Raw genomic sequence first — 11671 nt, forward strand, 5'->3', positions numbered from 1 at the left:
AGCGTGGTCTTGCCACTGCCGCCCTTGCCGACAAAGGCGATCTTCATGGAGTGCTCCGGACGGGAGCTCGGCCTGGCCTGGGCGGAACGGCAGCCGGAGCTGGCCCCTCGACCGTGCTCAGGCCTCGAGCTGGACGAAGCCGATCTCGAAGCGCTCGACCGACACGACCGCGGTGTCCGGCGCGTGGCTCTCCCCGCGGATCTGCGAGGCACGCACCTCGCTCGCCCGCATGGACGCCTCGTCCGCCCAGAGGGTCAGCGTCAGCGACCGCCCGGTCGGCCGGTCCGCCAGCAGGTAGACGCCGCGGAATCCGGGGAGCTCACGAACCTGCTTGAGCGGGGCCTGGCTCTCCTCGGCGAGGTCGGCGGCGGCCGGGATCGGGTCACCCTGGTAGGTGCTCAGCCGTGCGTACATCCTGATCACATCCTTGGTATGCAGCTTCCTGTCCACTGCCTCCAGCGTGGACGGCGGGCGCGGGTCCGGCATCGGTGGTATCCCCCATTACCGGCCGGTCACCTGCCGACCAGCAGCCCCTGCTCCATCGCGAAGAGCGCCGCGGCCGGGCGGGATCGCGCGCCGGTCTTGGCATAGACGTGCTCGACGTGGTGCTCGGCGGTCCGCACCGAGATCACCAGCCGGGTGGCGATGTCCCGGTTGGAGCAGCCGCGTGCGAGCAGTCGGAGCACCTCGACCTCGCGTTCGCTCAGCCCTGCGGGCCAGCTCGGCGGACGGCGTCGCTGCTGCCCGGCGGCGGCCAGTACCGCGTCCACCGCGGAGGCGTCGAGTCGGCCCGCGCGCGCCTCGCTGTGCAGCAGCCCGGCGGCCTCGGCGGGGAGGCACGGCGGCCGGTGCGGGCGCGCCTCGGTCAGGGCGCAGAAGCTGTCGGCGGCCGCGAGCAGTCTCGCCTCGGGCGAGAGATCGGCGGCGGAGAGCTGGCGGTGGTAGCCGGAGCCGTCCAGCCGCTCGTGGTGACGGCCGACCAGCGGGGCGCAGGCGGCGAAGGCCGCGCAGCGGCGCAGCACCCGCTCGCCGTGGTAGGCGTGCAACTCGACGGCCTCGCGCTCGAGTTCGGTCAGCGGGCCGGGTCGGTCCCAGATCCGGGCGGGGACGGCGATTCGCCCGAGGTCGTGCAGCAGCGCGGCCAGGGCCACCGTCTCGTCGCCCGGCAGCGCGTGCTGCACCAGGGCGGCGACGCCGCGTGAGTGGCCGCGCAGCCAGGCCGACTTGAGGTCGGCGAGGTCCCCGAGCGCGCCTGCGACATCGGGCAACGCGGCGGGGTCGATCAGTCGGTGGAGTCCAGGCTCGGCCGCGAGCGCTTCGCCGCAGGGGTCGCCCTCCGACGCGCTGGCCAGCAGTTCCTCGCCCGACTGGCCGAAGCGGTGCACGAGTTCGGGCCCGAGCCAGGCGCCCCTGCGGCGCAGCAGCGTGACGGCTGCCTGCGGTCCGAGCATCGCGGTCAGCTGGACCGCCTGGGCGGCGAGGGAGCAGATCCGTGCGGTGAGCCCGATCTGTTCCCCCGTCAGGCCTCGCGGGTTGCCGCGTCCGTCCCAGCGCTCGTACTGCTGGAGCAGCGCCTCGCGCACGCCGGGACCGAGGCCGAGTCGTCCGGCGAGGGTGGCCGCGACCTCGCAGGTCGCGCCCTGGGCGGCGGTGGCCCAGCCGCCCGAGGTGACCAGGCGCAGCACGAGCGCCGCCCGCCGTCCCGGGGGGACAGAGGCGGCGGCGTGGCGTAGACAGCTGAGGAGTTCGGTGGGCCGGGCGGGGTCGGTGACCGTCAGCAGCGGCCGCAGTTCCGTCTCGGCGACGCCGAAGCGCGCGGCCTCGTCACCGGCGGTGGCCGTGCAGCCGATGTGCCGCAGCAGGGAGGCGTAGTAGACGTCGACGGTCTGCGGCTCGGGAAGACCGAGCTCCTGCGCGAAGCCCAGCGCGACCCGGCAGGCCCGCAGGGCGTCCCCCGGCTCGGCGCCCATCGCGGCGTCGGTCAGCAGCGACACCGCCGCCGGCACCTCCGCCAGCCGCGGGCCCGGCGTGCTCACCGCCCCCGGCCCGGACGCGCCCACGTCTCCGTTCTAGCACGCCTACGATGGAGACGACTGCTGGCCACACGTCTCAGGAGGCCGCATCATGACCACAGCACAGGACATCATGCATCCGGGCGCCCAGTGCGTCACCGAGCACGAGTCGCTCACCGTGGCGGCCAAGCTCATGCGGGACCGCGGTGTGGGCGCACTGCCCATCTGCGGGGACAACGACAAGCTGATGGGCATCATCACGGACCGCGACATCGTCGTGAAGTGCCTCGCGGCCGGACTCGACCCGACCGTGACCACGGCCGGGGAGCTGGCACAGGGTCGTCCGCTGACCATCGAGGGCAGCGACGACATCGAGCAGGTACTGCGGGTGATGGAGCAGCACCGGGTCCGCCGGCTTCCGGTCATCGATCACCCGGACCACAAGCTGATCGGCATGATCAGCGAGGCGGACGTCGCGCGGCATCTGCCGCAGGCGCGCGTCGCGGAGTTCGTCTCCGCGATCTGCGCCGAGGAGGAGTGAGTCAGCTGGGAGGGCCGGCTCAGTACCAGTTGTGGGCCTGCCAGAAGGACCACGCGGCGTTCGGGCTGCCGTAGGTGGAGTTCATGTAGTCCAGCGACCACTTGATCTGGGTGGCCGGGTTGGTCTGCCAGTCGGCGCCGGCAGAGGCCATCTTGGAGCCCGGCAGGGCCTGGCCCAGGCCGTAGGCGCCGGAGGAGGCGTTCGTCGCGTTCACGTTCCAGCCGCTCTCGTGCTCGATGATCGCGTCGAAGGACGCGAGCTGGTCCGCGGGAACGATGGACGCGGCGATCGTCTGCGCCTGCGAGGGCTCAGCGGCCGAAGCGTGGCCGGAGACGCCGAGAACGGCCATCGAGGCGAGCGCGCCGACGCCGGCGAGCGAGACGGACAGGGTGCGCAGCGAGAGGGTACGGATAGCCATGTGTAAGCAGAACCTCTGAGCTAGGGGGCAGGATCCTCGCTCCCCGGCGGCGGGCACGGGAGTGCCACGGTGGCGGGTCGAGCGAGGTGGTCGAGGCCGGGATGTGAACCCTTGACCGGGGGCGATGCCCGTCCGGCGCGGCCTGACTCCACCACTGTGCGCAGGCCGTCCCGGGAGGGGCAACCCCCCTCACTACGATGGTTCATAGTGGACAAATCAGACTTATCGCCAATCTGACGCATAGCCCGGGGCTCCGACTCTCCTACCGCCGCTAGTAGGCCCTTCACCCGGTGTGGCGGGGCTCACCCCACGCCTTGCGCACTGTCACCCTCCCGCTACACTCCGTCGGTCGAATTCGGCCCCGGGCACAGGTCCGACCGCACGCGGAAGGGGGCGCCGGGCGAGTGCCCGGCGCCCCCTTCGGGTGCGCTGTGTGCGTTGCCTGCGTGGCGCAGGGTTACTCCGCGACGGCCTTCTGCAGGGCCTCGACGCGGTCGGTGCGCTCCCAGGTGAAGTCCGGCAGCTCGCGGCCGAAGTGGCCGTACGCGGCGGTCTGGGCGTAGATCGGGCGGAGCAGGTCCAGGTCGCGGATGATCGCGGCGGGGCGCAGGTCGAAGACCTTGGTCACCGCCTCCTGGATCTTCAGGACCGGGACGGTCTCGGTGCCGAAGGTCTCGACGAAGAGACCGACGGGCTCGGCCTTGCCGATCGCGTAGGCGACCTGGACCTCGGCGCGGGTGGCCAGGCCGGCCGCGACGATGTTCTTGGCGACCCAGCGCATCGCGTACGCGGCGGAGCGGTCGACCTTGGACGGGTCCTTGCCGGAGAACGCGCCGCCACCGTGGCGGGCCATGCCGCCGTAGGTGTCGATGATGATCTTGCGGCCGGTCAGGCCGGCGTCGCCCATCGGGCCGCCGATCTCGAAACGACCGGTCGGGTTGACCAGCAGGCGGTAGCCCTCGGTGGTGAGCTCGATGCCCTCCGCCGCGAGCGCCTTCAGCTCCGGCTCCACGACGAACTCGCGGATGTCGGGGGCCAGCAGCGACTCCAGGTCGATGTCGCTCGCGTGCTGCGAGGAGACGACGACGGTGTCGAGGCGGACGGCCTTGTCGCCGTCGTACTCGATGGTGACCTGGGTCTTGCCGTCCGGGCGCAGGTAGGGGATGGTCCCGTTCTTGCGCACCTCGGACAGGCGCTTGGAGAGCCGGTGCGCCAGGTGGATCGGCAGCGGCATCAGCTCGGGCGTGTCGTCGCAGGCGTAGCCGAACATCAGGCCCTGGTCGCCCGCGCCCTGCTTGTCGAGCTCGTCCTCGTCACCCTCGACGCGCGTCTCGTAGGCGTCGTCGACGCCCTGGGCGATGTCCGGGGACTGCGCACCGATCGAGACGGAGACGCCGCATGAGGCGCCGTCGAAGCCCTTCTTCGAGGAGTCGTAGCCGATTTCCAGGATCTTCTCGCGCACCAGCTGCGCGATCGGGGCGTAGGCCTTCGTGGTCACCTCCCCCGCGACGTGGACCAGACCGGTGGTGATCAGCGTCTCGACGGCCACGCGCGAGGACGGGTCGTCCTTGAGCAGGGCGTCGAGGATGGTGTCGCTGATCTGGTCAGCGATCTTGTCCGGGTGACCTTCGGTCACGGACTCGGAGGTGAACAGGCGGCGAGACACAGCGCTCCCTGGGTTGCAGCGGCTGCTGACTGAACCGGGCGGGCGGAATTGCCCGGCGGTCCGGAAAGACTTCTGGAGAACTACTGTCCGGAGTGTAACGAACGGAACGCGACTTGCGTCCATCCGATCTCATGTTCTGGATCACGCCTGGACACCGATATCTTCCCCGGGCAGGCCCGATATGGGGCCGATCAGGGGTCGGTCAGGCAAATCGGGCGGCGACCAGGTCCCACAGCGTGTCGGCGAGCGCCGCCTTCGGACCGTAGGGGACGGGCGTCTCCGAACCGTCCGCGCCGAGGACGAGCGCCTCGTTGTTGGCGCTGCCGAAGGCACGGTCCTCGCCGACCTCGTTGACGACCAGCAGATCGCAGCCCTTCCTGGCCAGCTTGGCGCGACCGTGCGCGAGCGCGTCGTCGGTCTCGGCGGCGAAGCCGACCACGACCTGGCCGGGGCGCAGCCGCTCGGCCGAGAGCTCGGCCAGCACATCGGGGTTGCGCACCAGCGCGACCGGGGCGGGGTCGACGCCGTCGACCTTCTTGATCTTCTTGGCCACGAACTCCGCCGGGCGGAAGTCGGCCACCGCCGCCGCCATGACCACGGCGTCCGCCGTCGCGGCCGCCGTCAGCACGGCCTGGCGCAGCTCCAGCGCGGTGCCGACGCGGACCACGTCCACGCCTGCCGGGTCGGGCAGCTCGGTGTTGGCGGCCACCAGTGTCACCTTCGCGCCGCGCGCCGCGGCGACCGCGGCGATGGCGTAGCCCTGGCGGCCGGAGGAGATGTTGCCGAGGAAGCGCACCGGGTCGAGCGGCTCGCGAGTGCCGCCCGCCGAGACGACGACGTGACGGTCCGCCAGGTCGGCGGCGACCGCGGCGGTGCCGCGCGCAAGCACGCGGCGACAGAGCTCGAAGATCGCCTCGGGGTCGGGGAAGCGGCCCTTGCCGGTGTCCACGCCGGTCAGCCGGCCGACGGCTGGCTCGATGACGACCGCGCCGCGGCGGCGCAGCGTCGCGACGTTCTCCTGCGTCGCGGGGTGCTCCCACATCTCGGTGTGCATCGCGGGCGCGAAGACCACGGGGCAGCGGGCGGTGAGCAGCGTGTTGGTGAGCAGGTCGTCGGCCAGGCCGTGGGCGGCCTTGGCGAGGATGTCGGCGGTGGCGGGGGCGATCACCAGCAGATCGGCGTGCTGCCCGATCCGCACGTGCGGGACCTCGTGGACGCTCTCCCAGACCTCCGTCGAGGCGGGCTTGCCGGACAGCGCCGACCAGGTGGCCTCGCCGACGAAGTGCAGCGCCGAGGCCGTCGGCACGACCCGCACCGAATGGCCCGACTCGGTGAGACGCCGGAGCAGCTCGCACGCCTTGTAGGCGGCGATCCCACCGCTGACCCCGAGCACCACGTTCTTACCGGACACCCCGACCCACTCCGATCACCACAGCTGACAGAAAGCCGAAATACGCGCTGACAGACGAAAACGCCGCGGGGCGTCGGGTTGATCCGACGATCCGCGGCGTTCCAATCCACCGGACAGAACCGAGGCGCTTACTGCGCCTCGACGGCCTCGGCGGTGAGCATACCGGCGTTGATCTCGCGCAGCGCGATCGACAGCGGCTTCTCGTGCACGTGGGTGTCCACGAGCGGACCGACGTACTCCAGCAGGCCCTCGCCGAGCTGCGAGTAGTAGGCGTTGATCTGACGCGCGCGCTTGGCCGCGTAGATCACCAGGCTGTACTTGGAGTCGGTGGCCTCGAGCAGCTCATCGATCGGCGGGTTGATGATGCCTTCGGGCGCTGTCATCGAAGAGGACACGCGGGAACCTTCCGAAAGAAAGAAAAAAGGGAGATCTAAAAAAGATCACACTACACGCATCAAGGTTAGCAGCTCGCCCGCTACATCCTCGACGGAAGTGTTGACAAGAGTCGTGTCGAACTCACTCTCGGCCGCGAGCTCCACTCGCGCCGCCGCCAGCCGCTGCTCGACCACCTCGGGCACCTCGGTGCCGCGCCCGGTCAGGCGGCGGACGAGTTCGTCCCAGGAGGGGGGCGCGAGGAAGACGAGCTGCGCCTCCGGCATGGTCTCGCGCACCTGGCGCGCGCCCTGCAGGTCGATCTCCAGCAGCACCGGCTCGCCGGCCTCCAGATGGGCCAGCACCGCCCGGCGCGGCGTGCCGTAGCGGTTGCCTGCGAAGACGGCCCATTCGAGCAGCTCGCCGTTGGCGATCAGCTTGTCGAACTGGTCGTCGTCGACGAAGTGGTACTGGACGCCGTCCTTCTCCCCCGGCCGCGGCTTGCGGGTGGTGGCGGAGACGGAGAGCCAGACCTCCGGGTGTGCCTTGCGCATATGAGCGACGACCGTGCTCTTGCCGACCCCCGAAGGGCCGGAGAGCACGGTCAGCCGCGGACGTTCACTCATGCACCGATTATCCAGTAACCGCGAGGGTTCTCGAACCACCGGTGCTCCCGAGCTCGGACCGGCCGAAGATCCAGTCGGTCGAGGATCAGGACAGTCGGTCAAGGATCAGGAGGAGACGCCGCCGAACTCGCGCTCCAGTGAAGCGATCTGATTCGTGCCGAGACCGCGGACCCGGCGCGACTCGGAGATGCCGAGACGCTCCATGATCTGCTTCGCCCGGACCTTGCCGACACCCGGAAGCGACTCCAGCAGGGCGGAGACCTTCATCTTGCCGATGACGTCGTTCTCCTGGCCCGCCTTGATGACCTCGTGCAGGGAAGCGCCGCTGTGCTTGAGCCGGTTCTTGATCTCGGCGCGCTCCCGGCGAGCCTCAGCTGCCTTGGCGAGCGCAGCCGTGCGCTGCTCAGGGGTAAGGGGCGGAAGTGCCACGCCGTTCACCTCAGTACTTCGAATGAATGGAACAGGACTTGTGCAGGACCGACGAGGAACCTAGCGGCTCTGACCTGCGAGAGCAACGAGCAACATGCTCCCTCGGAGGACCTATCGCGGGACACTACCCCTGTTCAGCCCTCCCGTCAGGGAAAAGAGCAGAAAAGTCCTGCTCAGGACCGCTTGTGGAACATTCTTGAGGGATATTTCCGGACAAACCGCAACGGACGGTGAAAGCGCAGCTCAGCGCCCTCACCGCCCGTTCACGACATCTTCACGCCCGGAAGGTCACCCCACCGCCGCGCGGACCTCGTCGACGAAGCGTGCGGAGGCGTCCCGCAGCCCCTGCAGGGAGGGGCCGTGCTTGAGCACGTCGCGGGAGACGCTGGGCAGCACGTTGCGGGCGGCGGCCCCGAAGACGGAGGGGATGTCGGCGGGCCGCGCGCCCTGCGCGCCGATGCCGGGGGCGAGCAGGGCGCCGTTGATCGCCAGGTCCGCCTCGTCGATGTCGGTCAGCGTCGCGCCGACCACCGCGCCGAAGGAACCGAGCGGCTCGGCGCCCGCGTTCTCGGCGGCCAGGTGGGCGAGGATCCCCTGCGCCACGGTCCGGCCCTCCGCCCCGACCGCGCGCTGCACGGAGGCGCCCTCGGGGTTGGAGGTCAGGGCGAGGGCGAAGAGGCCGGAGCCGCTCTTGCGGGCCAGGTCCACGGCGGGCTGGAGAGAGCCGTAGCCGAGGTAGGGCGAGACGGTCAGCGCGTCGGAGAAGAGCGGGCTGGACTCGGCGAGGAACGCCTCCGCGTAGGCGGCCATGGTCGAGCCGATGTCGCCGCGCTTAGCGTCCATCAGGACCAGTGCTCCGGCCGCGCGGGCGTCCGCGACGGTCTGCTCCAGCACGGCGACGCCGCGGCTGCCGAAGCGCTCGAAGAAGGCCGCCTGCGGCTTCAGCACCGCGACCCGGTCAGCCAGCGCCTCCACGACCGCGCGGGAGAAGCGCTCCAGCCCGGCCACGTCGTCGCCGAGACCCCAGGCGGTCAGCAGCGACGCGTGCGGGTCGATGCCGACGCAGAGCGGGCCGCGGTCGTCCATGGCCTGGCGCAGCCGGGCGCCGAACGCAAGGCTGCGGCGCGAAGCGCCACCGTCAGGGGTGGTGGCGGGCGACGGGCGGGCGGTCATTGTTCTCCTCTGGATTACTGGTGTGCGTAGCCGATGGCGTCGGTCAGTTTGGCGAAGCCGCGCGCGGCGAGCGCGGCGCGCAGTTCGTCCAGGACGCGCAGCGGCGCGCCGGGGTCGTTGAAGATCGCGGTGCCGACAGCCACGCCGGACGCGCCCGCGAGCACGAACTCCAGGGCGTCCAGCCCGCTGCGGATCCCACCCATGCCGAGGATCGGCACGGCGGCGAACTCGCCGGCCCGCATCGCGGCGTGGACCTGGTAGACGCAGCGGACGGCGACCGGACGGATCGCCGGTCCGGAGAGCCCACCGGTGGTCCCGGCGAGATGCGGGCGCAGGGTGTCGGTGTCGATGACGATCCCGAGCAGAGTGTTGATCATCGACAGGCCGTCCGCGCCGGCCCTGACGCAGGCCTTGGCGATGTCGGTGATCGAGGTGACGTCGGGCGTCAGCTTGGCGTAGACGGGGAGGGCGGGGTCGGTGACCTCGCGGACCGCCTGGACCACGTCATGGGAGGTGGCCGGGTTGCAGGCGAAGACCAGGCCGCGGTTGGCGACGTTCGGGCAGGAGATGTTGGCCTCGAGGCCGACGACGCCCGGCTGCCCGTTCAGCAGCCGCGCGCACTCCGCGAACTCCTCGACCCGCTCCCCCGCGATCGACACCAGCACGCGCGCGCCGCGCTCGGCCAGCCACGGCAGCTCGTGCTCGACGAAGTGCTCGATGCCCGAGCCCTGCAAGCCGATCGAGTTGAGCATCCCGCTGGGCGTCTCGGCCATACGCGGGGTGGCCCGTCCGGAACGCGGGTAGGGCATGATCGTCTTGGTGGTGATCGAGCCCAGCTCGGCGAGCGGCTGGAACTTGGCGATCTCCCGCCCGTAGCCGGCGCAGCCGGACGCGGTGCTCACCGGGTTGGGCAGCGTGCCGCCGCCGAAGGGCGCGGTCAGGTCGACGGCCTCCGGCGTGAGCGGAGTCGGGGTGGTGGCCATCTCAGTGCACTCCCATCGCCGCGGCGCCCTCGATGTCGGCCGGAATCGTGCCCACGTCGTCCCAACGGACGCGCGAGCCGTCGAAGCACGGGCCCTCGACGCAGGCGCGCGCGAAGCGGCTCACGCCGTCGTCGCCGACGACGGGCAGGACACAGGTCATGCAGACGCCGACGCCGCAGGCCATGGCCTCCTCGACGGCGGTGAAGCAGCGGACGCCCTCGGCCGTGGCGGTCTCGGTGACGGACTGCAGCATGCCCATCGGCCCGCAGGCGTAGACGACCCTCGCCTCTATGGCCCGCATGGCCTCGGCGAGCGGGAGTGTCACCTGACCCCGTATCCCGACGCTGCCGTCGTCGGTGGTCACCAGCACGTCGGGGGTGAGCGCGCGGGCCTCCTCGACGCCGAAGAGCCGGTCGCCGCTGGCCGCGCCCAGGATGAAGCCGACCGAGCCGCCCTGAGCCCGGATCAGGTCCGCCACGCCGAACAACGGCGCGCTGCCGTAGCCGCCCGCGACGAGCAGCGCGGAGACGGGCCCGTTCGGGACCGGGAAGGCGTTGCCGAGCGGCGCGACGATGTCGAGCGTGTCGCCGACCCGGCAGCGGGCCAGCTCACGCGTGCCGCGCCCGGACTCGGCGAAGACGATCTCGATGGTCCCGGCGGCAGGGTCGGCACGGTGGATGGAGAAGGCCCGGCGCAGCAGCATCGACGAGTCCGGCCCGCCGACGGCGACGGCGACGAAGTGGCCGGGCAGGACGCGCTCGGCGATCCCTTCCGCCCGCAGCACCAGCCGGTGGTAACCACCGACCGGCGACAGCTCCACGATCTCGGCCTGTCGTTGCAGCGGGTGTGCCATCGCGCCTGCTCGCCTCTCTCCGTCGCTCGGGCCGCTCGGGTCGGTCGCCGTCAGCTGCGGGCAGCAGCGCCGACCGCGTCCCCAAGGGTCGCATGCGGACTGGCAGCCAGCAGGGCCGAAAGTCCCTTGTGGATCCTCCGGCACCAGAACGGGCCCTCGTAGATGAACGCCGAGTAGCCCTGGACCAGGGTCGCACCCGCGAGGATCCGCTGCCAGGCGTCGGCGGCGGTCTCGATGCCGCCGACGGAGACGAGCGTGAGCCGCCCCTCGGTCCGGGCGTGCAGCCGCTGCAGCACCTCGAGCGAGCGCGCCTTGAGCGGCGCGCCCGAGAGCCCGCCCGCGCCGGCCGCCTCGACCTTGGCGGCGTCGGTGCGCAGGCCCTCGCGGCCGATGGTGGTGTTGGTGGCGATGATGCCGTCCAGCCCCAGCTCCAGCGCGAGGTCCGCGACGGCGTCGATGTCGGCGTCGGCGAGGTCCGGCGCGATCTTGACCAGCAGCGGCACGTGGCCGTTCGTCTGCGCGTCGAGGGTTTCGCGTACGGCGCTCAGCAACGGACGCAGTTGGTCGACGGCCTGGAGATTACGCAGACCGGGTGTGTTCGGCGAGCTGACGTTGACGACGAAGTAATCGGCGTGGCGAGCGAGCCGCTCAGTGCTGGTGACGTAGTCACCGACAGCCTCGGCCTCGGGCACGACCTTGGTCTTGCCGATGTTCACCCCGACGACGGCACCGCTCTTGGGCCGCGCGGCCAGCCGGGCAGCGACGGCGGCGGAGCCCTCGTTGTTGAAGCCCATCCGGTTGACCAGCGCGCGGTCCTCGATGAGGCGGAAGAGGCGCGGCGTGGGGTTGCCGGGCTGCGCCTGGGCCGTGACGGTGCCGATCTCGACGTAGTCGAAGCCGAGCATGGTCAGCCCGTCGATCCCGACGGCGTTCTTGTCGAACCCGGCGGCCAGACCGAAGGGGCCGGGCAGGTCGAGCCCAAGAGCCTTGACCCGCAATTTCGGGTCGCGCGGCGCAAGGACGGAGGCAACCAAGGTCCTCAGCCCAGGGATCGAGGAGGCGAGCCGGATCCAGAAGAAGGCCATGTGGTGGGCCTTCTCCGGGTCCAGCCGCTTGAAGACGAGATTGAAGAACAGCTTGTACACGAGGTGCAGCCTTTGATTCAGAGGTGCGGAGGAGACTGCCCA

13 protein-coding genes are annotated in these 11671 nt (G+C 71.1%); 1 reads left to right on the forward strand and 12 read right to left on the reverse strand.

The window, feature by feature from the left end; genetic code table 11:
• Nucleotides 1-117 precede the first annotated feature (117 nt).
• Together ABIA32_RS23290 and ABIA32_RS23295 are read right to left on the reverse strand one after the other, a co-directional pair.
• Nucleotides 118-414 carry a hypothetical protein gene (locus ABIA32_RS23290; protein WP_370098730.1) on the reverse strand — a complete coding sequence of 99 codons (297 nt, stop codon included), beginning with the start codon at nt 412-414 and terminating at the stop codon, nt 118-120.
• A 98-nt stretch (nt 415-512) separates the two neighbouring features.
• Nucleotides 513-2060: an HD domain-containing phosphohydrolase gene (locus tag ABIA32_RS23295; RefSeq protein WP_370098733.1), complete on the reverse strand. Its 1548-nt coding sequence runs from the start codon at nt 2058-2060 to the stop codon at nt 513-515.
• Nucleotides 2061-2124: 64 nt separating this feature from the next.
• Between ABIA32_RS23295 and ABIA32_RS23300 the strand changes: the two genes are divergently transcribed.
• Entirely contained in the window at nt 2125-2553 is a 429-nt protein-coding gene (locus ABIA32_RS23300) for a CBS domain-containing protein (protein ID WP_370098736.1), read from the forward strand.
• Between the two features lie 19 nt (nt 2554-2572).
• On the opposite strand, the gene ABIA32_RS23305 is transcribed toward ABIA32_RS23300, so the two are convergent.
• From ABIA32_RS23305 to ABIA32_RS23350, 10 genes are all read right to left on the reverse strand, one after another.
• Entirely contained in the window at nt 2573-2971 is a 399-nt protein-coding gene (locus tag ABIA32_RS23305; protein ID WP_370098739.1) for a transglycosylase SLT domain-containing protein, read from the reverse strand.
• A 457-nt stretch (nt 2972-3428) separates the two neighbouring features.
• Nucleotides 3429-4637, reverse strand: coding sequence for a methionine adenosyltransferase (gene metK, locus ABIA32_RS23310; protein ID WP_370098742.1), 1209 nt, complete (start codon nt 4635-4637; stop codon nt 3429-3431).
• Nucleotides 4638-4839: 202 nt separating this feature from the next.
• Nucleotides 4840-6048, reverse strand: a complete 1209-nt coding sequence (gene coaBC, locus ABIA32_RS23315; RefSeq protein ID WP_370098745.1) for a bifunctional phosphopantothenoylcysteine decarboxylase/phosphopantothenate--cysteine ligase CoaBC — start codon at nt 6046-6048, stop codon at nt 4840-4842.
• 128 nt (nt 6049-6176) lie between these two features.
• Nucleotides 6177-6443 (reverse strand): DNA-directed RNA polymerase subunit omega, encoded by a 267-nt coding sequence (gene rpoZ / locus ABIA32_RS23320; RefSeq protein ID WP_037606426.1) that lies wholly within the window; start codon nt 6441-6443, stop codon nt 6177-6179.
• 45 nt (nt 6444-6488) lie between these two features.
• Complete coding sequence (gmk, locus tag ABIA32_RS23325) at nt 6489-7046, reverse strand: guanylate kinase (protein ID WP_370098749.1); 558 nt, start codon at nt 7044-7046, stop codon at nt 6489-6491.
• A 105-nt stretch (nt 7047-7151) separates the two neighbouring features.
• Nucleotides 7152-7475: an integration host factor, actinobacterial type gene (gene mihF, locus ABIA32_RS23330; protein WP_370098752.1), complete on the reverse strand. Its 324-nt coding sequence runs from the start codon at nt 7473-7475 to the stop codon at nt 7152-7154.
• A gap of 288 nt (nt 7476-7763) precedes the next feature.
• Entirely contained in the window at nt 7764-8648 is an 885-nt protein-coding gene (pyrF, locus tag ABIA32_RS23335) for an orotidine-5'-phosphate decarboxylase (protein ID WP_370098755.1), read from the reverse strand.
• Nucleotides 8649-8662: 14 nt separating this feature from the next.
• The gene (locus ABIA32_RS23340) at nt 8663-9631 is read right to left on the reverse strand and encodes a dihydroorotate dehydrogenase (RefSeq protein WP_370098758.1); all 969 of its coding nucleotides are present in this window, start codon (nt 9629-9631) and stop codon (nt 8663-8665) included.
• Between the two features lies 1 nt (nt 9632).
• Nucleotides 9633-10484 (reverse strand): dihydroorotate dehydrogenase electron transfer subunit, encoded by an 852-nt coding sequence (locus ABIA32_RS23345; RefSeq protein ID WP_370098760.1) that lies wholly within the window; start codon nt 10482-10484, stop codon nt 9633-9635.
• A 50-nt stretch (nt 10485-10534) separates the two neighbouring features.
• Nucleotides 10535-11629 (reverse strand): quinone-dependent dihydroorotate dehydrogenase, encoded by a 1095-nt coding sequence (locus ABIA32_RS23350; protein WP_370098763.1) that lies wholly within the window; start codon nt 11627-11629, stop codon nt 10535-10537.
• Between the last annotated feature and the right edge of the window lie 42 nt (nt 11630-11671).

The organism is Streptacidiphilus sp. MAP12-20 (assembly GCF_041262525.1).
In the GTDB taxonomy this organism is placed as follows: domain Bacteria; phylum Actinomycetota; class Actinomycetes; order Streptomycetales; family Streptomycetaceae; genus Streptacidiphilus.